20 protein-coding genes are annotated in these 26,212 nt (G+C 47.5%); 15 read left to right on the plus strand and 5 right to left on the minus strand.

Going from position 1 to position 26,212, the window contains the following annotated elements; genetic code table 11:
- The first annotated feature begins 388 nt into the window (after window positions 1–388).
- The 8 genes from LQ567_RS13760 to LQ567_RS13795 all read left to right on the plus strand — a co-directional run bounded on the left by LQ567_RS13760 (window position 389) and on the right by LQ567_RS13795 (window position 10,545).
- Window positions 389–1,264, plus strand: a complete 876-nt coding sequence (locus LQ567_RS13760) for a YicC/YloC family endoribonuclease (RefSeq protein WP_231005095.1) — start codon at window positions 389–391, stop codon at window positions 1,262–1,264.
- Window positions 1,265–1,549: 285 nt separating this feature from the next.
- On the plus strand, window positions 1,550–2,023 hold the full coding sequence (locus tag LQ567_RS13765) for a gliding motility lipoprotein GldH (RefSeq protein ID WP_231005096.1): 474 nt from the start codon (window positions 1,550–1,552) through the stop codon (window positions 2,021–2,023).
- A gap of 4 nt (window positions 2,024–2,027) precedes the next feature.
- Window positions 2,028–3,017: a sensor histidine kinase gene (locus LQ567_RS13770; RefSeq protein ID WP_231005097.1), complete on the plus strand. Its 990-nt coding sequence runs from the start codon at window positions 2,028–2,030 to the stop codon at window positions 3,015–3,017.
- 24 nt (window positions 3,018–3,041) lie between these two features.
- Window positions 3,042–3,749, plus strand: a complete 708-nt coding sequence (locus tag LQ567_RS13775; protein ID WP_231005098.1) for a response regulator transcription factor — start codon at window positions 3,042–3,044, stop codon at window positions 3,747–3,749.
- Between the two features lie 16 nt (window positions 3,750–3,765).
- A complete protein-coding gene (locus LQ567_RS13780) occupies window positions 3,766–6,168 on the plus strand; it encodes a hypothetical protein (RefSeq protein WP_231005099.1) in 2,403 nt (800 codons plus the stop codon).
- A 122-nt stretch (window positions 6,169–6,290) separates the two neighbouring features.
- Complete coding sequence (locus LQ567_RS13785) at window positions 6,291–9,218, plus strand: glycoside hydrolase family 3 N-terminal domain-containing protein (RefSeq protein WP_231005100.1); 2,928 nt, start codon at window positions 6,291–6,293, stop codon at window positions 9,216–9,218.
- 70 nt (window positions 9,219–9,288) lie between these two features.
- Complete coding sequence (locus LQ567_RS13790; protein ID WP_231005101.1) at window positions 9,289–9,804, plus strand: hypothetical protein; 516 nt, start codon at window positions 9,289–9,291, stop codon at window positions 9,802–9,804.
- 216 nt (window positions 9,805–10,020) lie between these two features.
- Entirely contained in the window at window positions 10,021–10,545 is a 525-nt protein-coding gene (locus LQ567_RS13795; protein WP_231005102.1) for a hypothetical protein, read from the plus strand.
- 7 nt (window positions 10,546–10,552) lie between these two features.
- Here the strand turns inward: LQ567_RS13795 and LQ567_RS26180 are convergent, their stop codons facing one another.
- Window positions 10,553–11,275 (minus strand): LytTR family DNA-binding domain-containing protein, encoded by a 723-nt coding sequence (locus LQ567_RS26180; protein WP_231005103.1) that lies wholly within the window; start codon window positions 11,273–11,275, stop codon window positions 10,553–10,555.
- Window positions 11,276–11,670: 395 nt separating this feature from the next.
- On the opposite strand from LQ567_RS26180, the gene LQ567_RS13805 reads away from it, so the two are divergent.
- The 4 genes from LQ567_RS13805 to LQ567_RS13820 all read left to right on the plus strand — a co-directional run bounded on the left by LQ567_RS13805 (window position 11,671) and on the right by LQ567_RS13820 (window position 17,893).
- Window positions 11,671–12,147: a hypothetical protein gene (locus tag LQ567_RS13805; protein ID WP_231005104.1), complete on the plus strand. Its 477-nt coding sequence runs from the start codon at window positions 11,671–11,673 to the stop codon at window positions 12,145–12,147.
- A gap of 85 nt (window positions 12,148–12,232) precedes the next feature.
- On the plus strand, window positions 12,233–12,661 hold the full coding sequence (locus LQ567_RS13810) for a hypothetical protein (protein WP_231005105.1): 429 nt from the start codon (window positions 12,233–12,235) through the stop codon (window positions 12,659–12,661).
- Window positions 12,662–12,715: 54 nt separating this feature from the next.
- Window positions 12,716–13,930: a DUF2062 domain-containing protein gene (locus LQ567_RS13815; protein WP_231005106.1), complete on the plus strand. Its 1,215-nt coding sequence runs from the start codon at window positions 12,716–12,718 to the stop codon at window positions 13,928–13,930.
- 126 nt (window positions 13,931–14,056) lie between these two features.
- Window positions 14,057–17,893 (plus strand): 1-acyl-sn-glycerol-3-phosphate acyltransferase, encoded by a 3,837-nt coding sequence (locus LQ567_RS13820; protein ID WP_231005107.1) that lies wholly within the window; start codon window positions 14,057–14,059, stop codon window positions 17,891–17,893.
- 57 nt (window positions 17,894–17,950) lie between these two features.
- Here the strand turns inward: LQ567_RS13820 and LQ567_RS13825 are convergent, their stop codons facing one another.
- Window positions 17,951–18,691, minus strand: a complete 741-nt coding sequence (locus tag LQ567_RS13825; RefSeq protein ID WP_231005108.1) for an SDR family NAD(P)-dependent oxidoreductase — start codon at window positions 18,689–18,691, stop codon at window positions 17,951–17,953.
- An 89-nt stretch (window positions 18,692–18,780) separates the two neighbouring features.
- Between LQ567_RS13825 and LQ567_RS13830 the strand changes: the two genes are divergently transcribed.
- The 3 genes from LQ567_RS13830 to LQ567_RS13840 are packed head-to-tail and all read left to right on the plus strand — an operon-like array spanning window position 18,781 to window position 22,343.
- Complete coding sequence (locus tag LQ567_RS13830) at window positions 18,781–19,167, plus strand: winged helix-turn-helix transcriptional regulator (protein WP_231005109.1); 387 nt, start codon at window positions 18,781–18,783, stop codon at window positions 19,165–19,167.
- Window positions 19,168–19,177: 10 nt separating this feature from the next.
- A complete protein-coding gene (locus LQ567_RS13835) occupies window positions 19,178–20,680 on the plus strand; it encodes a phytoene desaturase family protein (protein WP_231005110.1) in 1,503 nt (500 codons plus the stop codon).
- Window positions 20,673–22,343: a C45 family autoproteolytic acyltransferase/hydolase gene (locus LQ567_RS13840; RefSeq protein WP_231005111.1), complete on the plus strand. Its 1,671-nt coding sequence runs from the start codon at window positions 20,673–20,675 to the stop codon at window positions 22,341–22,343. The genes LQ567_RS13835 and LQ567_RS13840 overlap by 8 nt, the downstream gene beginning before the upstream one ends.
- 430 nt (window positions 22,344–22,773) lie before the next feature.
- On the opposite strand, the gene LQ567_RS13845 is transcribed toward LQ567_RS13840, so the two are convergent.
- The 3 genes from LQ567_RS13845 to LQ567_RS13855 form a co-directional block, all read right to left on the minus strand.
- Entirely contained in the window at window positions 22,774–24,057 is a 1,284-nt protein-coding gene (locus tag LQ567_RS13845) for a glycosyltransferase (RefSeq protein WP_231005112.1), read from the minus strand.
- Window positions 24,058–24,409: 352 nt separating this feature from the next.
- On the minus strand, window positions 24,410–25,291 hold the full coding sequence (locus tag LQ567_RS13850) for a hypothetical protein (RefSeq protein ID WP_231005113.1): 882 nt from the start codon (window positions 25,289–25,291) through the stop codon (window positions 24,410–24,412).
- 87 nt (window positions 25,292–25,378) lie between these two features.
- Window positions 25,379–26,170, minus strand: coding sequence for a M12 family metallopeptidase (locus LQ567_RS13855; RefSeq protein ID WP_231005114.1), 792 nt, complete (start codon window positions 26,168–26,170; stop codon window positions 25,379–25,381).
- Window positions 26,171–26,212 lie beyond the last annotated feature (42 nt).

Raw genomic sequence — 26,212 nt, forward strand, 5'->3', positions numbered from 1 at the left:
CGTATAAACTGTATAAAAAAATTCAATCCGCTGAAACCCTTTATTCATCAATGTTTCAGCCTTATCACAAAAAACAAAGCACTAATGCATCGTGCTTCCTGGTTTTTATAAGACGCTGTCATCATCCCTAAACGGGTACCACATATCCACAGGCCATTTTAAAATGTGAATAAAATTTGTACTAAATAATTTTTATATCGACAAAATAATAATTAATATTGTGGTGAGAAATTTTGTTTCTCATACTTACTAACCCATCTTTATAAAATAATCCCTTCCCTTTCGAAGGGATTTTTTTATGTAAAGAAGGACATCATTACCCCGCCGGCGGCTTCTTTTTATTTTAAAAAGAGATGCTGCGAATAATTATCTTTACAAAAATCACGCTATGTTCAAATCAATGACGGGCTTTGGCCGTGCTGAAAAAACGATTGGCAATAAAACCTTTCTTGTAGACATCAAATCGCTAAATGGTAAACAGTTTGATCTGTCGTTAAGACTACCTGCATTGTTAAAGTCGCAGGAATTTAATATCCGCAAAACACTGGCAGAGGGATTGAGCCGGGGTAGTGTGGAATGCAGCATCAGCCTCAAGGACACCGGGGATGCAAAACCGGTAACCATCAACACCGATCTTGCCAAAGCTTATTATCATTCTCTATCTGCGCTTTCGCGCGAGCTGAATATCGATACGTCCAATATCCTGAACGCGCTGATCAAACTTCCGGAGGTGATTACACCAACCAGTGAAACCCTGTCAGATGAAGATGCCGCTGTTTTTATCGAACTGGTGAAAGCAGCCATCGCCGATCTGAACCAGCACCGCGCCAATGAAGGACGGATCCTGGAAGACGAACTGACCAGCCGTATCCGGAACATTGAAGCACTTCAGACCGAGGTAGAAAAGCTGGACCCCTCCCGCAAGGAAATGATCCGGGAAGGCATTGTAAAGCTGCTGGAAGAAAAAGTGGGAAAAGACAATTTTGATACCAACCGGCTGGAGCAGGAGCTGATCTATTATATCGAAAAGATCGATATCACAGAAGAGCTGGTGCGGTTGAAAAACCATTGTGACTACTTTATGCAAACGGTTAAGGAAGATTCCGACATTAAGGGCAAAAAACTCTCCTTCATTCTCCAGGAGGTAGGAAGGGAAATCAACACCACCGGATCTAAAGCCTATCATGCTTCCATTCAAAAACTGGTAGTGATGATGAAGGATGAGCTGGAAAAAGCAAAAGAGCAGGTATTGAATGTATTGTAACCAATATCTGTTCCAGGGATTCCGTTCACCGGTTACAACGCTAAGTATACAGGTGTTAAAATACCGCCGTTAAATAGACCGCGGCACCGGAGGAGTTGCTCCCCACTCCGTAGCCTGATCCCGCAGGCAGGCCCACAGCATTGAAGCCTTGTTAAACACCTGGCACCCTCAATCATATGCCCGGGCTAGCTCGGCAGCATCCGCACACTTAAAAAACGCGGCGTGGCCATATCCGGTGACGGCAGATGCCCCGTATAATAGTACATTTGCAAAAATGCACTCCTGATGAATCGGTTCGTTCCTGTTATACTTATTATATCCGTAATCCTTGTTTTTTCCTGCAAGCATATTGAGGTAAGAGAGCGGGTAGCAGATATCCCCCGGCATGAATGGAGCAAAAAAAAACCGGCGGTTATTGAATTGGACGTAGCCGATTCCGCCACCTATCAGCTTTACCTGATCCTGCGTCATACCCAGCAGTACCGTTATAACAACCTGGTAGCATCTATTTCCATAAAAGACACTTCCGGTCATCCCCTTTCCACCTTCCGGGTAAATGCTTCGCTGGTAACACCTTCGGGGAAATGGGGCGGCAGCAATATTGATGATCTGTACGATCACCGGATCCGTTTAAACATACCCCTTGTTTTAAAGAAGAACCGGTACCGCTTCACCATCAGTCAGCTGATGAAAGATGATCCCCTGCTCTTTATGTTAAATGCCGGTATCGGCATCGAAAAAACCACAGAAAACCGGTAATAAAATGGAACAAAAGCGGAGGCGATATTCAAGGAAAGCGACGATCTTATTCTATTCACTGGTAGTGTATATCCTGGCAGCGCTGGTTTGGTGGTTCATTTCCCTGGAGCAGCAGAACAACCGGCTTTACCAGTCGAAAGTGGAACATTTAAATATTGCGGAGCCCGATGCTCGCACGGCGCATTACCGGGAGCAGCTCAGCCGTCTGCAGGATGAGTACCGGCGCAACCGGATCAAATATGCGGGGGAAGGCATTGTATTCCTGGGGTTGATACTGGTGGGGGCCCTTTTTATTTACCGGTACATTACCCAGCAGGCCCGCCTGCAACAACAACAGCAGAACTTTACCATGGCGGTAACGCATGAGTTAAAAACGCCTATCGCAGTAGCGACCCTTAACCTCGAAACCCTGCTGAAGCACAACCTGGATGAAAACAAACGACGGAAGCTGATTGGCATGACCCTCGAAGAAACCGCCAGGCTTCATTTCCTTACCAACAATATCCTGGTATCTGCCCAGCTGGAAGGCCAGGGACAGAAGATCAGCAGAGAGGACCTGGACCTTTCCAACCTGCTGGCCGACCGGGTTGCAGAATTCGAAAAACGGTTCCATGACCGCCGTTTTGAAGCCGCAATCGATCCCGATGCAGATATAAAAGGCGATCCGCTGCTGTTGCAGATCCTGATCAATAACCTCATTGAAAATGCGCTTAAATACAGCCCCAAGGATGGTGCTGTATTTATCCGCCTGAGCAAACAACTGCAGGCCGTTGTGGTTTCGGTAACTGATGAAGGTCCCGGTATTCCTGAAGAAGAAAAGAAAAAGATCTTTACAAAGTTTTACCGCATCGGTAATGAATCTACCCGGAAGAAACAAGGTACCGGGCTGGGACTTTATTTATGTGACAAAATTGCCAAAGATCACAATGCAGACATTTCAGTGACAAATCATGAGCCGAACGGGAGTACTTTTGCGGTTAAGTTTTATACTTAGTAGTTCGATAAAAGACAATAAATTATGAACGGAGACAAAACGGCTACTATATTATTGGTGGAAGACGAAGAGAACCTTCACGAAGCATTAAAATTAAACCTTGAACTGGAAGGCTATGCTGTTACCTCTGCGTTTGACGGCGTACAGGCGATAGAAGCCATAAAAAACGAATATTTCGACCTGGTTATACTGGATATCATGCTGCCGGAGATGGATGGCATTGCAGTGGCAGAAACCATCCGCCTGGGCAACAATGAAGTGCCCATCCTGATGCTGAGTGCCAAAAACACCAGCAATGACAAGGTGCTGGGCCTGAAAAAAGGAGCAGATGATTATCTCACCAAACCCTTTAACCTTGAAGAACTGCTGCTACGCATACAAAAGCTAATTAATAAAAACCAGAAACTCCAGGATAAAAGTACCGTAGGCAACACGTATACTTTTGGAGACAATATCATCGATTTCAAGGCCCAGGAGGCGGTAACCAAGTATGCCGGCAAGATCCAGCTGAGCAAAAAGGAAGCCATGCTGCTAAAGCTCCTGATCGAAAACAAAAACGAGGTGGTGCCCCGCGAAAAGATCCTCCAGGCCGTATGGGGGTATAACGTGTATCCCACTACCCGTACCATCGACAACTTCATTCTCAACTTCCGGAAATATTTCGAAAAGGACAGCCGCAATCCAAAATTTTTTCATTCCGTACGCGGAGTAGGGTATAAGTATACAGAATAGTTCTGTATTTTGTGGTATGCTTCGCCATGCCATTATACTACTGGTACTGCTGCTTCCCGCTTTTGCAGCTTCGGCCCAGTCGCAGCCGGATATCGCGGCATTGCTTCAAACAAGGCTGGACGCATACAACATTCAAACGCCCCGGCAAACGCTGATCGTTGTTACCGATAAGAATGTATATGCCAAAAATGAAATGCTGTGGTTTGCCGCCTATATCTTTTCGCAACCCGGTTCCGTAAAAGACACCGCCTCGGTGTTGATTGCCACCTGGGTGGATGATGTGACCAACAACGTACTGCTGCAAAAAAAATTCCCCGTCCGTAACGATTTTTCAGCCGGCAATTTCCTGGTTCCCGATAGTACCATGCCGGGGGCGCATCATGTTATTTTCAGCACCAATCTATTACACAACAACCAGTCCATCGGGGAATACAGCCTGCCGCTTTCTGTTAAAACCAATTTGGCACTGGATTACACCACAGCACTTACACTGCCGGACAGTTTAAATACACCAGATAAAACCGGCGTCAGCATTGCCTTAATTCCCACTGTTTATAAGCAGCTGATGCCCGGAGCAACGTTTACCTACCGGCTGAAAGGGCAAAAGCCGCGGCGCATCGAATTAAACAAATTAGGAAAGGGCCTGATCTACATTGACAAAAAACAGATCCGCCATGGAAACAATACCCTGTACACAACAACCCATTTTAATGATGAGACCTATGCCCTGAATATAAAATTGCCGGCAACCGAAAAAAATGAAGATACGCTGCGCATACGGTTTTATCCGGAGGGCGGCGACCTGGTTTACGGGCTGGAAAGCCGCGTGCTCTGCGAAGCCCGGGTTGCGGGCAATCCGGTGCCGGTTACGGCCACCCTCCAGCAGGACGGAAATACGCTTATTCCGGTGCCTGTAAATGCCGAAGGCATTGGTGCGTTCTCCTTACGGCCACAAAAGGGCTCCCGCTATTCCCTGAAAGCCGTTTGGAAAAACCGGAATTATGATGTTGATCTTCCCCCAGCCCTGAATGAAGGCGTTGTTATAAGAATACCCGAGGCCGTGGTTGATGATACGGTACAGATAGCCGTACAAAGCAATACGCCGCGTAATATTTACATCACCATGCACAATGCAACCACGGCCATTGGCACCCCGGTGATTGCCGTAAAGAATGTTTCCAATATTTTGATGCCCATCAAAGAAATAAAGGGCATTTACACCATCACCCTGTTCGACGAGCAGGCACGCCCGCTGGCTGAGCGGCTGATTTTTGCACGATACCCTCAAAAAGCGCATATTGACCTTGTACTCAATAAGGACAGCTTTGGTACCAGGGACAGCGTACACACCACCGTACAGGTTAGCAGCAGTGCCCGTCAGGCGGTGCCTTCAGCCCTGACAGTGAGCTGCGTGGCTATGAACAGGCTTTCAGGCGATCTGCGGAAGGATCTTGAAAGTGTATACTATCTGGAAAATGAACTCAGGGATATTACCCTGTATAATCAACAGGGACGGCTGATGGATAACAAACCCCTGCTGGAGGAAGCACTCCTGCTGAAAGGCTGGCGGCGCTATCGATGGCAGCAGCTGCAACAGGTCAGCGGCGATACGGCCACGATTGTAAAATCAGCAGTAAGCGGTCAACTGCTCCGGTTCGAAAAAAAAGTAAAAAAGCCGGAGCAACTGGTATTGATCAAAGACGGCAACCTGGGTATGGGCGATGCCGATGCTGAAGGATTTTTTTTGCTGCACGAACGCGATCTGCTGATCAAGGACGGAAGAAAATTATTTATAAAGGTAATGGGCAAAGACAAGGAAGGCTTTCAATATAAAATCACCGACAGCCTGACGAAACTTACCGCCGATGCGGCCCGCAATCATACCTTTGACCCGCCCGCTGTAAAGACAGATTTCGAAGAGGACCTGCTGAATGATATGAATAAACAGGAACGAGGCAAAACACTGGAGACGGTTGTGGTAAGTTCCCGGAAAAATTTCAGCGCATATGGTTCCAATGAATGCGGCGACTATGTTTGCCAGTATGGTATTTTAAACTGCATCAACCACCCTTACCCTTTTCAAAAACCGGTATTGGGGCGTACCTATATGACCAATGCAAACAATATTCCCCGCACGGTTGTATACCAGGGATGTAAAGACGGGCCCGTTGTTAATACAGATTACTTAATTTACCAGGCCCGCGAGTTTTATGGCATGGATAGTACCCTTCGGAAACAGGATACAGAAGAGATGATGAGCACCATTTACTGGAAACCCCTGGTGTATACCGACGATACCGGGAAACTGGATTGCTCTTTTTTTACAGCCGATCTTAAAGGAGCCTACCTGCTTACCATACAGGGAATAGCGGCCGATGGCAGCCTCCTCTTCGGGCAAAAATTGCTGCGCGTACAATAAGCATTCACTGCGGACAAGCGCCCCGCAAAAACCCGCAAATACAGGCCCAGCCTCAAATTTACCCCTTTACATACGCAATTACCCTAAATTTGCAACCATCTGTAACTGAAAAATCGCAACGCATGAAAAATAAAAGATTGTATGCACTATGGGTACTGATCCTTTTTACGTATCAATCGATCAATGCTCAATACCACAGCAATCTCCCGGCAAGTAAATGGGTAGACAGCGTATATAAAAGCCTGAGCAAGGATCAGCGTATTGCCCAGCTGATCATTGTGCGCGCGCATTCTAACAAGGGCGCTGATCATATTGCGGCGGTTGCCGGTGATATTAAGAAGTACAACGTAGGAGCCCTTTGTTTTTTTCAGGGCGGTCCCATCCGCCAGGCCAATCTCACCAATTATTATCAGCAACTGGCAAAAACACCGCTGATGATTACCATTGACGGTGAATATGGTTTAGGCATGCGCTTAGACAGTGTTATTAAATTTCCTTATCAAATGACGGTGGGTGCTGTTGCAGATACAGCGCTTGCATATGAAATGGGATTGGCAGTAGGCCGTCAGCATAAACGCCTGGGCGTACATGTAAACTATGCCCCGGTTGTTGATATCAACAACAATCCCAATAACCCGGTGATCGGGTTCCGATCTTTTGGAGAGGATAAGTATAAAGTAGCCCGGATGGGCGTGGCTTATATGCGGGGGATGCAGGACGCCGGTATCATGGCCAGTGCCAAGCACTTTCCGGGACACGGAGATGTAGCAGTAGACTCGCACCTGGACCTGCCGGTGATCAATAAAACAATGGACCAACTACAGGAGCTGGAATTATATCCTTTTAAAGAGTTGATCAAAGCGGGTGTGCAAAGTGTAATGATCGGCCATTTATTTGTGCCGGCCATCGACAATACGGCACACCGCGGAACCTCTATTTCTAAAAATGCCGTTACCGGCCTGTTGCGTGATCAACTCGGATTCAGGGGCCTTACCTTTACAGATGCACTGGAGATGAAAGGGGTTGCCAAATACTTCCCCGGTGGTACCATCGCCGTTGAGGCGCTCATTGCCGGTAATGACATGCTTTGTCTTCCGGAAAGTGTTCCCGGTACCATTCAGGCCGTAAACGAAGCCATCAAAAAGAAACGTTTGAACTGGAAAGAACTGGAAGCAAAGGTAAAACGCGTGCTGCTTGCCAAATACAACCTGGGCCTGTATCACCTCGATCCGGTAAACACCAGCCATCTTACCGAAGATCTGAACGAAGCCACCAACCCCGTTCGGGAAAAAATAGCACGTCAGGCATTGACCGTTGTCAAACTCATTAACCCGGACGGTTTCCGGAATGATTTTTTTGCGCGCCCGTTAACCGGCAAAAAAGTGGCCTATGTTGGCTTTAATGACAATGGCTCCACCGCATTAGCGCAACAGTTGCAACAGGACCTGAACGCAGACATTTATTATATCCGGTACAAGGATGCCGCAGGCCAGGGTGGCACGATTGTAAAAAAAGTACTGGCGGGTAAATATGATGCGGTGATCCTGGGCTTTCATGATGTAGCCCTCCGTAAAGGCAGTACTAATTTCGGTATTTCGCAGGCGGCGCTTCAAAGCTGGCAGCAACTGAACCAGAACAATGCGGTAACGCTTGTTTTTGGAAACCCGTTATCACTGGGGAGCTTTTGCATGGCCAAATCGCTGGTAGCGGCCTATGAAGACGATGCTGTTTTTCAACGGGTAGCTGCAGATTGGCTGGCTTCCCGGTTCAACGCTTCCGGAACCCTGCCTGTAACTGTGTGCAACTGGAAATACGGCACCGGTGTTATTCAGAAAGGTACTGATGTAAGCTATATGCAGCCCATTGGCGATGCACGCTTTGCGGCAGTTGACTCCATCGCTGAAGAAGGCATCAAAAAAAAAGCCTATCCCGGTTGCGTGGTGCTCGCCGCTAAAGACGGGCAGATCGTATACCACAAAGCCTTCGGCAATTATGCCTACGACTCATTGGGGGCCACTGCACTAAACAGCATTTTTGACCTGGCTTCTGTTACAAAGGTTTCGGCCACTACCGTTTCCGTTATGAAGCTGTATGAAGAAGGTAAGATCGATCTGAAAAAAAAACTGGAAGATTATCTACCCTGGACCAAAAAAACCAGTAAAGCCAAACTGACACTGGAAGATATTATCCTGCATCAGGCAGGGATGGTGCCTTTTATTCCATTTTATAAACAAACCCTCAATCCAGACGGAACGGTGCAGCAGGAACTGTACCGGAATGCCGCTACGCAAGGCTTTACCACCCAGGTAGCCCGGAACCTTTACATCCGGGATGATTACAAAGACACTATTTGGAAAACGATCCTGGAAAGCCCGGTGGAAGCTCCCGGCAAAAAATACATTTACAGTGATAATGATTTCTGGTTCCTGGGCAAAATTGTAGAAGCCATTTCTAAAATGCCGCTGGAAACTTATGTACAAAAAACGTTCTACGAGCCGATGCATATGACCACTACCGGCTATCATCCGCTGGAGCGTTTTCCGTTAGCGCGTATTATGCCTACCGAAAATGAAACCGGTTTCCGCAACCAGTTGATATGGGGAACAGTGCATGACGAAGGCGCCGCGCTGGGTGGCGGTGTGGCCGGGCATGCCGGCCTGTTTTCCGATGCCTACGACCTGGGCAAACTGTACCAGATGCTGCTGAATGGCGGGGAGCTGAACGGTCAGCGGTTTCTGAGATGGGAAACCATCCAGTACTTTACCGGCTATCACAGCGCCATCAGCCGCCGCGGGTACGGATTCGACAAACCGGAAAAAGATCATGCCATCAGCAACGATCCCTATCCCAGCAAGTACGCATCCCTGCAAACCTACGGCCATACAGGCTTTACCGGCACCTGCGTATGGGTAGATCCCAAATACAATATCGTATATATTTTTCTTTCGAACCGGGTTTATCCCACGCGCAATAGTCCGGGCCTCGGCCGTCTAAGCATTCGCGGTCATATACAGGATGCGCTTTATAAAGCGCTGATCCCCTCCCTTTAATTTTTTCTTTGTGCAAAAACAGGAGCTTGGTATGTTTATTGATAACTGGTCCCTGTTAAATCCTGTACAAATGAAAAGAATATTTTTTTTGGCAGCAATCGTTGCCACTGCAATTGCCGGTCATGCACAATCGAGCTACCGGCAGGCAATTGGTGCCCGCCTGAGCACCCAAACCGAGTATGAAGCCTTTGCCGCTTCTTATAAATTTTTTGTTTCCCGACCGGGCGCTATTGAATTAAACCTGGGTTTTGGGGATCAGCGCTACTGGTATCATAATGAGCGGAAGAAGGCTCCCGGCGTTAGCTTTTCCGGAACCTACCAGCATCACTTTCCTATTAAGCCGGTTGCGGGTTTGAAATGGTTTGTGGGTGGTGGTATGGTATTTTTTAATACCAGTTCCAAGCTGGACCGCTATGATGGCTTTGGTATGGGTATTTATCCTACCGGTGGTATTGATTACAAGTTTGCAAAAATTCCGCTGAACCTTTCTGCAGACATCCGCCCTACGCTTCATATAACTGCACCGGATGGCTATCATACGTTTTATGGCGATGCCGTTGGAATTGCCGCCCGATACACATTCTAAACAAATCATTATGCAAGGGTGCCTCAGCGGCACCCTTTTCTATTTATTTTCCGAAGCAACGGGCGTATCTTTTTTTAACCTTTTAGTTACCAATTACATAGGGTTTAGCCGGCAAAAAAGCGTTCATGGCAGGGCCCAAAATCCATTTTTGCGCAGGGCAATCGCCTATATTTGCATTGCCGGTATAGCCCTGTAAACCTCCGCCGGCACCCTTCAATGAAACAACTCGTGCTCTGTCTTGTTGCTTTTGCAGCAATGACCACTCCGCTCCATGCCCAGGAAAAAAACAGCAAAGCCCTGGGTATACGCATCAGCTCGCATGTGGATTATGCCACCCTGGCGGCTTCCTATAAATTTTATATTTCAGCACCCGGTGCGATAGAACTTAACGCCGGGTTTGGACAACGGAACCGTTATTCTATTTATGATGGTAAATACTGGAACACTACAGGTATCAGTCTTTCCGGTGCCTACCAGCATCATTTCGATATTGCTGCGGTTCCCGGTTTAAAATGGTTCCTGGGCGGAGGACTGCTGGTTTTCAATTCATTCTCCCGGCAAAGTTATTATGATGGCTTTGGTGCAGGCATTTTTGCAGACGGCGGTATCGATTACCAGTTCACCAATACACCGCTCAATCTCTCAGCCGATTTCAGGCCGGTCTTGCATATTGCCGCCCCCTCCGGCTATGGCACCCTGCATGCCCATACGTTTGGCCTGGCGGCACGGTACTCCTTCTAAGTACAATTCAACGGCTACCGGCCAGTAGTTTTTTAAAGGCCGGCACACTGGATCGCGCCACTACAACCGGCGCCAGATCCGGATGCAATAACACCTGGTAGCCTGCGGCATTGCCCTGCACCTGTAGCACCTTATCAAGATTGATGATAAACGAGCGGTGGCAGCGAAACAGCGGGTCAATATGTGCGTTGGCCCGTGCAAAATCATTCAACGTACTCCGCAGGGTATACTGCTGGAGCCGGTTGTTCAGGCACACCTGTATCACCAGGTTATTGCCCTTTGATTCAGCAAACAAAAAATCATTCACGTCAATAACCTGATCCAGCCTGGGAATGGTTAAATACCCGGACACGGGCTGTGCGAAAACCTGTTCTTCTTTTTGCGCCTGCAGCCCCTTCAGTTGTACATTAAAAGCAGCCACTTCCTTCAAATGATGTCGCAGCAAATAATTATGCCTGCCAAAAGTGGCAATCATATACGGTAAGATCCCAATGGCAATGGCCAGGAAAAAAGATTTTCCAAAACTTGCATCCTCCGGCCCGAGCGTTCCGCGCAGATGATTGATCAGCCAGATCGTAAGCCCGATACAAAAAAACTGGTACACCATTACGATAAGCTCTTTTCCCAGTGTCCACCGTTCCGGCCGGAACCATTTAACGAATATCAGCAGCCAGGCTCCGTTCAAACTCATCGCTAAAAAGGCACCTCCGGCATACACGGCTGCCGTCACATAAGGATTTCCCGCTATATTTCGTTCCCCGATTTTGAAAGGCTGTAAAATGCTTAATATCAGAAAAACGACCAATACGATACCCAGCACCGTACGAAAATAAATACGCAGGTTCCCATAGCCCGGGTGCGGTTGTTTTAACGTATGGATCAGCCGTTTCAGGAAATGCTTTTTATAAACGAAAATAATATTTTTTATAACGCCTGTTATTCCTGCAGATCAAAACCACTTTGCAATCCGTCACATGGACTTTGTTATTGGTCACAACGCCTTGTTATCTGTCACAATCCCTTGTTATTCATACATAAAACTATGAATCCATCCTTTTCGATCCTATTATTGTAAAACCATCCGCCGGAATCAAAACGGCTTTTCCAATCATCAAAGACTCGTATATGAAAAAGATCATGTATTTATTTCTTTTAGTAGTAGGCACCACAAGCCTGTTCAGCTGTAGTAAAAACAAAAAAGAAATTCCCCAGCCCGGCCGGTTAACAGGCTTATGGTCTCAAACATCGTTTCATTACACGGCCCATAAAGGCACAAGCATTATTGAGGAATATACAACCGTAACCGAAACCGGGAAGCAGATCACCATCCGTTTTTTTGAAGACGGCCGTTTCGAAACCTATGAGCGTAGCCTGGAGGAGGACGTATCGGAAATAACGGCGCATGTTGAAGGAACCTATCACTACGATGCTGAAACAGGCGTTCTCACTATGGATGACACGGAAAGCGGGGAGCATGCAACTGCAACGGTACTGACCCTTTCCGATCAGCAACTGACATTTTCCCAATCGGCCTCCCCTGCGCTTCATAATACTGAAGCAGATAAAGAAGTATTTACACTTTACTTTAACAGGGTCCCTTGATGCAACGCTTATAGCGCTGTACGATGCCTACCTTTCAAAAGACGATTCCACATGTTAGAAACCTGCCGGCCGGCATGAATAAAGAATGATGAAACCACTTATTTTTCTATCGGTCACATTATTGCTGGCCGGCAGCCCTCAGCCCTGTGCTGCGCAAAAGATGCATGCTCATTTTTCTAATATACATGCCCAAATCCCCGTTACGGCGCCCGCCGGAGACCTGAACCGCACAGCATTCTATAAACGGTCCGGGGAAGTTAGAAAATGGCAAAGACGCCGGGTCTTCGGATATTGCAACCTGGTTTCCGGCGGCGGACACTTTGCTTTTTTTACATATACCGCGCTGAAGGAAAAGGATCCACGGTGGGCGTTGCTCGCATTGCCCTTTGGTGCCGTGGGTTATCTCGGGTTTCATTCGATCAGGAAAGCCAATAAAAACCTGGGGCGCATCCGGCAGGATCGGTTGATGCTGAATGTTGCACCCGGCTCCGTAACACTCCGCTTAAAAATGTAAAACAATCGAAGAAGCAGCTGAATAATTGCATTTATGTTTTATTTTTGGGGCTTCGTGAAATCAGATATCCCAATTATACCTGCTGATATTTCAGCGCGTTTTTCTGTACTGGACGTATGTGTGATGATCCCCACCTACAACAATGCCGGCAGCATTGAACAGGTGATAACAGCCGTGCTTCAATATACGTCGCAGGTGATCGTGGTCAATGACGGTTCCACCGATGACACACCGGCGATCCTCGAAAAATTTCCGCAGATAACATTGGTGTCCTATCTCCCCAATAAAGGCAAGGGCATGGCCCTGCGCACGGGGTTTAAAAAAGCCATTGAGCTGGGATACCGCTATGCCATCACCATCGATTCGGACGGGCAGCATTTTGCAAAAGATCTCCCGCTGTTCCTGAACCAGCTGGAAACCGGCGGACCAGCATTGATCATGGGCAGCCGGAACATGGCTACCGCCGACAATGTTCCGGGCAAGAGCAGCTTCGGGCATAAATTCTCCAATTTCTGGTTTAAGGTAGAAACCGGCATCGACTGCCCGGATACCCAAACCGGATACCGGCTTTACCCGCTGGAGCCCATTCGCCGGATGAAGCTCTTTACCCGGAAATACGAACTGGAAATTGAAGTGATCGTACGGCTGGCCTGGGCAGGCGTACCGGTAACCTCGGTACCCATCACCGTTTATTACCCTCCCAAAGAAGAGCGCATTACGCATTTCAGACCGTTTAAAGATTTCAGCCGCATCAGCGTATTAAATACGGTATTGGTGCTGATCACTTTTTTATACATAAAGCCACGCGATTTTTTCCGGCGCTTTACAAAAAAAAACTGGAAACAGGAGCTGAAGCGACTTCTCCTGAACCCCGGTGAGTCCACGGTTACCAAGGCCAACTCCATGGCCTTCGGAGCATTTATGGGCATTGTACCCATCTGGGGCTTCCAGTTGCTGGTAGGCATTCCCGTAGCCCATTGGATGCGGCTGAACAAGGCGCTTTTTATTCTTGCCGCCAATGTCAGTATTCCGCCAATGATTCCGTTGATCGTTTTTCTCAGCTATAAAATGGGAAAACCCTGGATGGGCAGCCGGGCGGTAGACCTGTCGTTTACCCGGCAGCTGACCTTAAAATACATCGGTCATAACCTGGAGCAATACCTTTACGGAAGCATTACGCTGGCAGTTGTTGCCGCTGTCATCTTCTGGCTCTTTACCTTTTTGCTCCTGAAAATTCCTTCAAAACAAAAAAAAGTGAATGCCGGATAATGTTCAGGACGGCCGCACCGTTCTTTCGGCTTCTTTTTTCCAACGGCTCAAAAAGACCGGCGGTTCTTTTAATGGCCCCGGGATGTTAGCCGGCACTCATTCTTCATTTATCTTTGCCGGTTAAATATGCAGAAAATCTTTCTTACGATATACCAGTATTTTCTTACGCGTAAACCGCTGCTGTATATACTTTTTTTAGGTACACTCGGTTTGTTCCTGCTACTGGCCAGCCGCATCCGGTTTATTGAAGATGTGTATGCCATCATTCCAAAGGACAAAAAAACTGAAAAAGTTGCCGCCATCTTCAGCAACTCAAAATTTGCCGATAAGCTGGCCGTAATGGTTTCCCTGAAAGATACGGGGCAGGTTGCCCCCGATAGCCTGCTGGCTTACGGCGATGCATTGGGTGCCGCCCTGGAGCAATCTGCAGCCCCTTATATAAAAAATATCCGTTACCGCATCGATGACGATTTCACCCTGGAACTTTTTCAAACCATCCAGGAGCACCTTCCTGTATTCCTTTCAGATAAGGACTATGCAAAAATCGATACCCTTATCCAGCCGGCGGTTTTAAAAACAACACTTGAAAACGACATCAAATTATTAAGCAGCCCCGGCAGCTTTGCCATCAATGAAGTTATCAGCAAGGATCCCAGCGGTATTTCCTTCATTGCATTGAAAAAGCTACAGGAATTGCAGGTAGACGATAATTTTGAATTGTACGACGGTCATATCCTCACCAAAGATCAAAAGACCCTCCTGCTGTTTATCACTCCCAATTTTACCGCAGGCAACACCGGCAAAAACCAACTTTTATTTGAGGTGCTGAACCGGAGCATCGACTCACTTGGAAAAGCCAATCCGCAGATCCGGACCCGTTACTTTGGTGGTGCCCTCGTTTCGGAAGGCAATTCCGCCCAGTTAAAAAAAGATACGCGGCTAACGCTAAGCATCACCATCCTGTTCCTGGTATTTTTTATCAGCATTTATTTTAAAAAGAAGCGTGCGCCGGTGCTTATCCTGGTACCAGTGGCCTATGGTGCAGCCTTTGCGCTGGCTTTTATTGCGCTGATCAAGGGAAGTATTTCCATTATTGCCCTGGGCACGGGCTCCATTGTACTGGGTATTGTCGTTAATTATTCGTTGCATGTGTTTAACCATTACCGGCATACCGGTGATATGCGCCAGGTGATTAAGGATCTTTCCTTTCCGTTAACCATCGGCAGCTTTACCACCATTGCAGGATTCCTGACCTTACAGTATGCCACTTCAGATATGCTGAAGGACCTGGGGTTATTTGCCGGTTTAAGTCTGATCGGCGCCGTGCTCTGCTCCTTGATCTTTTTGCCGCATTTTATCGGCAGATCAGCCGCAGGACCTGCCCATACACATTCCTGGATCGACCGGATCGCGGGCCTCCGGCTGGAATCGAACAAGTGGCTGGTAGCAATGATCCTTTTGCTAACCGTTGTATTTGCCTGCTTTGCTGGCAAGGTTCAGTTTGAACCGGACATGATGCAGCTGAATTATATGTCGCCCGAATTAAAACAGGCGGAGCAGCAACTGAACCACATCAGCGGCGGCGCATTAAAATCGGTATACCTGGTTACCGAAGGCCGCAACCTGGATGAAGCCCTGGTAAAAAGCGAACGCCTGCAAACGGAGATCGATCATTTCCGGTCGCAAGGCCGCATCAGCAGCGCCGGAGGAGTTTCCTCCCTCTTTCTTTCAGACTCATTACAACGCATCCGCATCGCCCGCTGGAATACTTACTGGACGGCCGATAAGAAAGCACAATTATTATCAGCCATCAAAACACAGGGAACCACCCTGGGCTTTAAGGCCGATGCCTTTCAAAACTTTGAGCAGCTATTGCACGCCTCCTATGAAACCCTGAACCCTGCACAATTATCCGGTATCCGTAAAAATTACCTGGACGATTACATTACCGAAACACCGGGCCACGCTTCGGTAGTCACGGTGCTTAAGGTTCCCCAGGCACACCGGCAAGCGGTTATCGACAGCCTTGAAGCAGGCAATGAAGCAACGATCCTGGACCGCCAGTATCTTACCGCCCGTTTAACACAGATGGTGAATGAAGACTTTAACCGCATTGCCTGGATCGTTTCCATCCTGGTAGCCGTAGTACTCTTCCTCACCTTCGGACGGATAGAGCTGATGTTGATGGCATTCATACCTATGTTCATCAGCTGGATATGGATCTTGGGCATTATGGGGATCACCGGCATCAAATTCAATATTGTCAACATCATTGTATCCACCCTTATTTTCGGGCTGGGCGATGATTACAGCCTGTTTGTGATGGACGGACTGTTATCGGAATACAGAACCGGAAGAAAACTGCTGGGCTCGTATAAATCTTCGATCCTGATCTCCGCCATTACCACTATTGCCGGACTGGGCGTACTGATTTTTGCCAAACACCCCGCCCTGCGTTCCGTTGCCTTTATATCTGTAACCGGTATTGTATGCGTGGTCCTGATGGCCCAGGTACTCATTCCTTTTTTCTTTTCGTTGCTGATCCGGAACCGGGTTCGAAAACAATTCCATCCCTGGACCTTATGGAGCTGGCACCGGTCGTCTTTTTCATTTGTATACTTCACATCTACCAGTGTATTACTGACCATCGTTGGATTTTTCCTCGTAAAGCTCAATCCCTTTAACAAGGAAAAAGGAAAATACATCTACCATGTGTTGCTGTCCAAATTCTGCATGTCTGTATTATATATTATGGGCAACTTCCGGAAAAAGATCAACAACCCTTTAAATGAACAATTCAAAGCACCGGCGGTGGTTATCGCCAACCACCAGTCTTTTTTAGATATCCTGAAAATGGCAATGCTGAATCCCCGGCTGATTTTATTAACCAATCAGTGGGTATGGCGCTCACCGGTTTTTGGCTGGGCCATCCGTATGGCCGATTTTTACCCGGTTGCCAACGGTATTGAAAACAGTGTATCCTTGCTGAAAACGCTTACCGACAAAGGTTATTCGATCGTGGTATTTCCGGAAGGCACCCGCAGCACAAAGCCCCCCATGAAACGCTTTCACAAAGGAGCATTTTACCTGGCGGAAAAACTGCAGCTGGATATTGTGCCCGTACTGTTACACGGCCTCGGCTATACCATGACCAAGGGCGACTACCTGTTAAAGAACGGACCGATTACCGCGCAATACCTGCCAAGGATCAAGGCTGATGATGCAAGTTGGGGCAGCAACTACCAGGAGCGTACCAAAACCATTTCAAAATATTTTAAAGCGGAGCATACGCAACTGACCAAAGAACTGGAACAGCCGCGGTATTTTAAAGAACAATTATTTTTTAATTATATCTACAAAGGACCGGTACTGGAATGGTATTTAAAGATAAAGCTGCGGTTGGAAAATTATTATCAGCCTTTTCATGAGCTGATGCCGGTGGAAGGCCGCATCCTTGACCTGGGTTGCGGTTACGGCTTTATGTGTTATATATTATACTGGAGCAGCCAGGAAAAGCGCAGGATTACGGGTGTAGATTATGATGAAGAAAAGATTGAAACGGCCAATCATTGTTTCAGCAGAACATCCGATGTACATTTTATGCATGCCGATATCAGTCAGTTTGTTTTTGAGCAGTATGACGGCATTGTGATCAGCGATGTGCTCCATTATCTGCAACCGGAGCAGCAGGTGGCTGTTATTGAAAAAGCCATTCATAGCCTGTTACCGGGTGGCATACTGGTCATCCGCGACGGCGATAAAGATCTGAAGGAAAAGCACAAGGGTACAAAGCTAACGGAGTTCTTTTCTACCCGGGTATTCTCTTTCAATAAAACCGTAAACGAGTTGCATTTTCTTTCCGGTGGAATGATCAACGCACTGGCAGACAAACACGGGCTTTCCTTCGAACGGATCGATCATACGAAGTATACCTCAAACATCATTTGGGTATTACGAAAATAAGAGCGGTACATGGTACCACTCTTATCCTTACGGTTCTGCTGCCGCGGCAGAACACATTTAAATATTGGTGCCGCCATCGATCAAAAAGCCGGCCCCCGTTATATACCTGCTTTCCGGTCCGGCCAGATAAGCAACCAGCGCGGCAACTTCATCTCCGGTACCAAAAGTATCCAGGGCCATCAGCGAACGTTGAAAATCCGCTGTAGGTCCGTTTGCCGGATTCATATCCGTATCCACCGGACCGGGATGTACCAGGTTGGCCGTAATCCCCTTCGGTCCCAGATCTCTTGCAATACCTTTTGTAAAACCCACAAGCGCACTTTTGCTCATTGCATAAAGCGCTCCGCCCGGTCCGGGCATACGTTCGGCCTGGCAACTGCCGATCGTAATGATCCGGCCGCCGCTCTTCAAATAAGGCAGTGCCGCCGATACCGCCATAAAAACGGCCCGTATATTTACCGCAACGATCTCATCAAAATCATCGATGGTAAATTCACTAATGTCTTTATACATACCAATACCCGCATTATTGACCAGCACATCCAGTCCGCCCAATTCCCGTACCGTTGCTTCTACCGCATTTACAATTGCCTGGGGATCGGCACCGTCTGCCTGAATGGCCATCGCCCGCCCATTTTGTGCTTCTATGGTTTTTACCACTCCGGCTGCCTTTTCCGGGGAAGTCTTATACGTTAGCGCAACCTGCGCGCCCTCCCTTGCCAGCCGCTGTGCAATAGCAGCGCCTATTCCCCGGCTACCACCGGTTATCAATACTGTTTTACCCGCTAATTGTTTCATAGTAATTTTTTTGAGGCAGTAAAATTGAGTAGATATTTATACTTTTGCAAGTACTTATAAAATTATCAGGTACTAACAAAAAAGTAAGTATGCGTAAAATAAACTCCACTAATGCACTGAATGAGGCGCAACTGATCCGGAACTGCGGAGTTGTACACGCGTTATCCATCATTGGCGGCAGATGGAAACCGACCATTCTTTTTAACCTCCTATACGGAAAGATGCGGTACAACGAATTATTAAAATCGATTCCCGGTGTATCCGAACGCATGCTGATTGCACAGTTAAGGGAACTGGAGCAGCACGGTCTGATCCGGCGCATTGTTTATCCTGAAGTACCCCCAAAAGTAGAATACGAACTCACCACGCTCGGAAAGTCGGCAGGCCCGATGCTGCAGGGCATCTCCGATTGGGGCAATAAGCTGCGGAACAAAAAAACCGCTACCACCAAAAACACGGCTGGTATTTCTGCGTGATCTGAAACTTATGCATTACGACGTTATCATCATCGGAAGTGGACTTGGCGGGCTTTTATGCGGCAGCATGCTGGGCAAAGAAGGCCTGCGGGTATGTATCATTGAAAAGAATAAACAACTGGGTGGCAACCTGCAAACCTTTGCGCGCAAAAAGCAGATTTTTGATACCGGCGTACACTATATCGGCGGGCTGGACAAAGGACAGAACCTTTACCAGGTGTTTCAATACGCCGGTATTATGGACGGCCTGCGGCTTGAGAAAATGGAAGAAACCTTTGATCATATCCTGTTGGAAAATGATCCGAAGGTATATGTGCAAAGTCAGGGCTATGCTGCATTTATCAACAACCTTGTGGCCGATTTCCCGGAGGAAAAAAAAGCCATCCTTCGCTATTGTGAGCAGGTAAAGGCGGTTTGCAGCAAGTTCCCGCTCTATCAATTAACCACCGATGATGCGGCGGTAAAAGACGAAGTGCTGGGTTTAAGCGCACAGGAAACCATTGCATCGCTTACGAATAATAAAAAATTACAGGCCGTGCTCGCCGGCAACAACCTGCTCTATTCGGGGGTTGCGGATAAAACACCCTTTCATGTACATGCGCTCATCGTAAACAGCTACATCGAAAGCAGCTGGAAATGCGTGGATGGCGGCTCACAGATTGCAAAACTGCTGGCAGCGGAAATAAAAAAACAGGGGGGCACTATTATCCGCAATTGTGAAGTGAAACGGATCGTGGAAACCGGCGGCACCATTTCCCATATAGAAACAGCAAACGGAGACACCATTACCGCCCGGTATTTTATCTCCAATATCAATCCCGCAGCCACCTTACAGCTTACCGATTCGGCATTGCTAAAAAACATCTACCGCAAGCGGATCACCGGTTTGCCCAACACAGTATCATCTTTTTCCCTCCACCTTGTTTTAAAGCCACATTCCGTTCTTTACAAAAACCACAACTACTATTTTCATAAAGAAGGATATTTATGGAACATGAACGACTATACGGAAGCCAACTGGCCCCTGGGTTATGGATTGTATGTTACCCCCGACCGGAAAGATCCCCGTTATGCCGCTACGGTTTCCATCCTCACGCCCATGTGGTTCAGGGATGTAGCGCAGTGGAAAGATACCTGTAACCGGGTGGGCAAAGAAGCCGCACGGGGAACGGATTACGAAGCCTTTAAAAAGCAAAAAAAGGATCAGCTGCTGGCCCTGGTAAACGGGCGGTTCCCGGAAATTGTAGCCCATATCCAGCACAGTTATGCCGCCACCCCGCTCACCAACCGCGATTATATAGGGCTGGAAGATGGCTCGATGTATGGTATACAAAAGGATTATAAAAATCCCTTACAAACGGTGATCAGTCCGCGCACTAAAATTCCCAACCTGTTTTTAACAGGCCAAAGCCTCAATTTGCATGGAATTTTAGGAACTTCGCTTTCCGCGGTATTGACCTGCTCTTTATTATTGAATGACGATACCCTGGTGGATAAAATAAGAAATGCTTAAAAGAAGTAAATTTTTACGAAGACTGTTGCGGGTACTGGCGGTGATCGTTTTACTGTTCGGTTTACTATTTGCCTACCTGGTATGGGTTTCCGATATCCCGGAACCCAAAATAAAGGATACGGCTGCTTTGCAATTACAACGGCAACAGCCCGATACCGGTTTATATACGATCGGTAACAACTGGTTCCGGAAAAGCAGTTCCGGTTTGTATGAATTGTATGTAGAAGGAGCGCCCTTTGAACGCGGGGTGATCAACGGGAAACTAAGCAAAGAGCTGGTGCAGTTACAGGAAGATTATTTCAGTGCACAGATCAATAAAATGGTGCCTTCCAAATTTTACCGGCATTTCCTCAAATATTTCATCGGCTTTTTTAACCGGAAGTTACCGGATTATGTGGCAGAAGAATTTAAAGAAGAGATCTATGGTGTATCCCGGTCGGCCTCGGATCATTATGGGTATATCGGTGATAAATATCAGCGCATCCTGAATTATCATTCGGCCCATGATATCGGCCATGCCCTGCAAAACCTGGCACTGGTAGGCTGTACGTCTTTTGGCACCTGGGGCGCGGCTTCAGAAGACAGCACGATGATCATTGGCCGCAATTTTGATTTTTATGTGGGCGACGATTTTGCCAAAAATAAGATCATTGCTTTTGTAAATCCTTCCGGTGGTTATAAATTTATGAGCGTTACCTGGGGTGGGTTTACCGGCGTGGTTTCCGGTATGAACGAAAAAGGCCTTACCGTTACCATTAATGCCGCCAAGAGCAGCTATCCTACCGGCGCCGCCACACCTGTTTCCCTGGTGGCACGCGAAATCGTTCAATATGCAAAGAACATTCATGAGGCGGTGGCCATTGCTCAAAAACGGAAAATGTTTGTATCGGAATCGTTCCTGGTTGGATCCGCTGCCGACAATAAAGCAGTGATCATCGAAAAAACACCAGACTCCCTGGCCATCTATGATCCGCATAAAAACGAGATCCTGTGCACCAATCATTTCCAGAGCGGTGCTTTCTGGAATTCGGAGCCCAATAAAGAAATGCGTGAAAAAAGCTCTTCGGTTTACCGCTACAACCGGTTGAACCAGTTATTAACCGCAAACGGGAAGAACTCCGTGCAAAAAACCATTGAAATCCTGCGCGATTACCGGGGCCTGAATAATGCCGACATCGGGCTGGGAAACGAAAAGGCGGTGAACCAGTTTATCGCGCACCATTCGATCGTATTTGAACCGCAGCAATTACGGGTATGGGTTTCCACCACTCCCTGGCAGCTGGGGCCCTTTGTATGTTACGATCTCAAAAAAGTATTTGCCCTGCAGGGCATGAAACAGAACCGGGAGATCAATGAAGTTCAGTACGCAATTCCTGCCGATCCGTTTATCTATACGCCCGAATTCAGGCGCTTTGAAACATTCCGGAATTACCGGGCTGCCATCCTGGATGGGAAGAAAATAAATACCGATAGCCTGGTAGCAGAAAATCCAACGCTCTACAATAGCTATATCATCGCCGGCGATTATACTTTTAAGAACAAGGATTATAAAAAAGCCATTCCATATTATCAAAAAGCGCTGACCCTTGAAATTGCCAACCATGGCGAGCGGGAACATGCAGAGGCCATGCTGAAGAAAGCACAACAAAAAATTGCACGGTGATGCGTTGCCAATAGCTTAAGCAGCTCTTTGTTTCCCGCGAATCTTCGACGATGACACGTAACGCGATCTTCGCTGATTTATTTTTCCATGCTTATCAGCAGCAAGTTCAACATGAAAAGATTTAAACAAATGTATTCCCTTAGGCGTCATCCCCGTGAGCTATGAAGACGATACCTATGCCACGGATACACAGTTAGGCAGGGTTAATATCGAAAATTGTAAAGAATGATCTGCGCGTTTATTGCTGCTCCCTGCGAAAACATTGCTGCATGCTTTTTACAGCAATGAATAACCAACCTGGCAGGGATACCCGATCTCCGGCATCAAGGGCTATGACAATACATTGATTACCCAGGCGTAACCTGCGCATCTCTGGCAATAAAAGCAAGGCATTGGCCGTAGGCGGGCCATCCTTACGTACCATAAATGGCTAAACGTCCGTTGGCATCCGGCTCAGTTGTGCCGGCGTTTTAAAATAGGCTTCCAGTTTGGAAACCGCTACTGCGGCCCCGTTCTCCTGTTCCATCATATGGCCTACCTGCTGCACGGAAGTGCTGATCGCTTCCTGGTCGGCAGCGCGGATAGCGTGTAAAAGTTTTTGTGCTGTTAGCTTCTTAAAAGGAAGATGTGTTCCCCAACCTTTCCTTTTAACAAACCGACCCCAGATCGGCTGATCGCCCAGAACAGAAACGACCACCACCGGTATCTTCGCCCGGAGCCCGGCGCCCACCGTTCCGATTCCGCCGTGTACAACAGCCAGTTTGCACTGGGGAAATAACCAGGAATGATCAATGGCTTTTACCTCGAAAATCCGTGAACTTTGAGGCAGCTCTGTGGGCTTACTCCAGCCCTGGCAGAAAATATAACGCTCGTCTGTATGGTTTAGTAAATGTTCCAGGATACCATAAAAAACAGAAGGGTCCGGCACCGGGAAACTGCCAAAACCAATATAAATCGGTGGCGTACCCTGCTCCAGCCACTGGCGGATCGCATGCTCCGTACCGGAGCTCTGTCCGGCGGCCTTAAGGTCCAAAAATCCGGTGATATCGGCGCCCGCCGGCCAGTCGGAAGGCCGCTCAAGAAGAAAACGGCTGAATGCATGCAATTGTAACACCTGCTGCTCATCGATCTTTTCCGGCAACGGTTTTTCAAGCGGCGGTAAATTTAAGAGCACCCGTTGTTCCTGGATATCTTTTTTATGCTCTTTCCAAAAAAGCCAGCGCATCAACCGGTAAGTAAACCGGTTATAGACGGGTGCATTAAAAAAATCAAGTCCCAGGTACGGGAAGGCTGCCGTTGGCACTGAAGGAACGGTTAACTGAACAATGGCCCACGGTTTGTTCAGGCATTCCGCCACAGAAAATACCCATGCCACGGTAAGCGGGGTTGCGATAAGCACATCAAACGTTTTACAGTCACCCACCATCTTTTGCAGAACTGCCGCCTGCCCTTTCCGGATGATCTTCCCCAATGCCCTTAGATAGGTGATCACATTTCCCGATTTAAGAATTCCGGCTATTTCAGGTGACTGCAGTATTTTTTGCGAATCCACCGGAAGCGGATAAAACGGGATCCCGTAGGTAGCTACAAAATCAGTAAAATTTTCATTTCCTACTATGCTAACGCTGTGGCCTTGTTGAATAAGCTCCACCGCCAGGGCAATATAGGGCTGTACATCGCCCCTGGAGCCGAAAGTAATGATTCCATAATGCATCGTTCTGACTATTAGGTTTGGTTTGATAAAATATAATTCAGACAGCCTTATTATAGTTAAAAATAGTATTTATTCATAAATATGACGAAATAATTAATTTTATCTAAAAAATAGTCAAGCACAAGAGTTTGAGGACAGCCCCATTCACCAGGTGTATGAGCATACAGGGAGCCCACACACAGCTGTCCGAAAATGAGGCAGCCTCATTCGTAGAAAAAAAATCTTAAAACAGATGTGAATAAAAGCATGCGGCGCGGGGAAACTATAAGCACCACACGTTCGACCCGGGATATGGGTAATATAATGCCTGTATCTTCTATTAAAAACACAGGCGGTATTCCCAACGTCTGCGTTAAAACAGGTAGCCCAGTCCGGCTCCAAAAGCAGTGGTAGTGGTGGTTACCCAGTTTAGCCGGGTATCGATAGAGCTGCCATCGCTGTAATAAGCCCGGTCGGTGCCCTTCCATGCATCGGCATGTGCAATGCGGTAATAACCCATGATGCGTAACCGTTCTCCTAAGGTATAACCAACTTCCAGTTTTCCTTTTAGCTGGTATGCCTCAGTATAATGCCGGAAACTTACCGGCTTTGCAAATTTATCAATCAGGTTCCACAGCGCCTCCGCCCGGTAGGCCAGCAGCCCGGATGCAAGATCGATCCGAAGATCCAGCCGGTTAAAGGCCCGCGTTGCATTTACGCCGGCCTGTGCGCCCATCCAGGTGGTTTTATAGGAGCTGTGCAGATCCCGTTCCCGCTCTTCATCGCCTAATAGCAACGCTTCCTGCTTTTGCAGGGTATAACCAACGAAAGGACGGATCTGGAAGCCGGATATGTTCCCAACATGATAATGTAATACGGCATCTGCAGTGAGCGCTTTTCCCTGGCTGTTAAATTGTTCGTTGTAATAATTATCCTGCCGGTCGTCCTGCGCATAATCCTGATCCGTTACCCGCCCTTTTGTGATATGATGATACCCGGCTTCAAGCTCCAGCCCCCATTTCCTGTTGAAGGAATAGCGCAAACCGGCATTCCATACCGCACCCCTTAACCGGCTCCAGGCCAGCTCGGATAAAATGTTCGGGTTTTTACCTTCGGTATTACCCGCAATGGACCAATGCAGGTTGGAATTACCGTAACCGGTTGACAAACGGATTTCATTTTGTTGTGCACAAAGCGGAAAAATATTCCAGCATTGCAGCAGCAGCCCCATAACCAGGATCCTTAATACAGCCATATCACCTAAAATTACGGTTTTACACCTATTAAAAAAAAGTACCCGGCAACGGTGTTGCGTTGTCCGGGTACCGTTCCAGAAGGGAAGTTATTTTGGATAAACCGTACCGATAAATGATTTATCAGTGGGAGAAAGTACCGTATTCCAGCCTACAGAAAAATTGCCAATAGTCAGTTGCTCTTCTACCGGGTAATGCATGATGGATGCCTGATCATAAGTGCTGTAATTCGTTTGTGAGGTACTGTACTTTTGAAAAATGTTGACATCCACCTGTTGGGTACTCCACCCTTGCGTTTGTTTATAATAGGCATATACTTTGGGCTTATCCCAGGGGATATTGGCCAGGGGGTGCTGATGTTCGTGGATCATTCCCAATGCATGGCCGAATTCGTGTATGGCCACACGGCTGAACTCATTATCCGGTGTAGAACTGTTGAACCACCCAAAATTCATTGTGGCGCTACCGCCTTTTATGGCGTACGCATCAGTGCCGATATACGACCAGGAACCACCGGAAGAAAAGGTAACCCGGATGGGCGCGCTCCGGTCGTTGGTCACAAAATTAAATTTGATGTTGGCATAGGTTTCCCATTGCTTCGCAAACTGGATGACCTTGCTTCTTACAAATGAAGTGCCGCCATTCAAACTCACCTTAAGGGTGGTTCCGTTCGGCCATTGCTTGGTCTTAATGGTGGCGCCTCTTTCCGATACTCCCCCGGGGTAAAGTTCCGTACAAACTTTCAGGTTCTGGAATTCAGGGGCAATTGCTGCAAGCGTTTCCGGTTGTTCTTCATTTTGTTCGTTTACGCCGCTTTTCTGGCAAGCGGTAAACACGCAGGTGGTTGCAAACAACCATGCGGCCATTTTAACATGTTTCATAATTTGGGAATTGATTTGGTGAATAATTACGGTTTAAAGGGT

The organism is Niabella pedocola, assembly GCF_021044425.1.
In the GTDB taxonomy this organism is placed as follows: domain Bacteria; phylum Bacteroidota; class Bacteroidia; order Chitinophagales; family Chitinophagaceae; genus Niabella; species Niabella pedocola.

Bases quoted from the DNA above. Each gene is read 5' to 3' on its own strand.
- LQ567_RS13810 (WP_231005105.1), top strand. From the start codon at position 12,233: ATGATGAAACCACTTATTTTTCTATCGGTCACATTATTGCTGGCCGGC.
- LQ567_RS13825 (WP_231005108.1), bottom strand. From the start codon at position 18,691: ATGAAACAATTAGCGGGTAAAACAGTATTGATAACCGGTGGTAGCCGG.
- LQ567_RS13785 (WP_231005100.1), top strand. From the start codon at position 6,291: ATGAAAAATAAAAGATTGTATGCACTATGGGTACTGATCCTTTTTACG.
- LQ567_RS13790 (WP_231005101.1), top strand. From the start codon at position 9,289: ATGAAAAGAATATTTTTTTTGGCAGCAATCGTTGCCACTGCAATTGCC.
- LQ567_RS13765 (WP_231005096.1), top strand. From the start codon at position 1,550: ATGAATCGGTTCGTTCCTGTTATACTTATTATATCCGTAATCCTTGTT.
- LQ567_RS13830 (WP_231005109.1), top strand. From the start codon at position 18,781: ATGCGTAAAATAAACTCCACTAATGCACTGAATGAGGCGCAACTGATC.
- LQ567_RS13770 (WP_231005097.1), top strand. From the start codon at position 2,028: ATGGAACAAAAGCGGAGGCGATATTCAAGGAAAGCGACGATCTTATTC.
- LQ567_RS13775 (WP_231005098.1), top strand. From the start codon at position 3,042: ATGAACGGAGACAAAACGGCTACTATATTATTGGTGGAAGACGAAGAG.
- LQ567_RS13795 (WP_231005102.1), top strand. From the start codon at position 10,021: ATGAAACAACTCGTGCTCTGTCTTGTTGCTTTTGCAGCAATGACCACT.
- LQ567_RS13850 (WP_231005113.1), bottom strand. From the start codon at position 25,291: ATGGCTGTATTAAGGATCCTGGTTATGGGGCTGCTGCTGCAATGCTGG.
- LQ567_RS13845 (WP_231005112.1), bottom strand. From the start codon at position 24,057: ATGCATTATGGAATCATTACTTTCGGCTCCAGGGGCGATGTACAGCCC.
- LQ567_RS13855 (WP_231005114.1), bottom strand. From the start codon at position 26,170: ATGAAACATGTTAAAATGGCCGCATGGTTGTTTGCAACCACCTGCGTG.
- LQ567_RS13840 (WP_231005111.1), top strand. From the start codon at position 20,673: ATGCTTAAAAGAAGTAAATTTTTACGAAGACTGTTGCGGGTACTGGCG.
- LQ567_RS13820 (WP_231005107.1), top strand. From the start codon at position 14,057: ATGCAGAAAATCTTTCTTACGATATACCAGTATTTTCTTACGCGTAAA.
- LQ567_RS13835 (WP_231005110.1), top strand. From the start codon at position 19,178: ATGCATTACGACGTTATCATCATCGGAAGTGGACTTGGCGGGCTTTTA.
- LQ567_RS13780 (WP_231005099.1), top strand. From the start codon at position 3,766: ATGCTTCGCCATGCCATTATACTACTGGTACTGCTGCTTCCCGCTTTT.
- LQ567_RS13760 (WP_231005095.1), top strand. From the start codon at position 389: ATGTTCAAATCAATGACGGGCTTTGGCCGTGCTGAAAAAACGATTGGC.
- LQ567_RS13805 (WP_231005104.1), top strand. From the start codon at position 11,671: ATGAAAAAGATCATGTATTTATTTCTTTTAGTAGTAGGCACCACAAGC.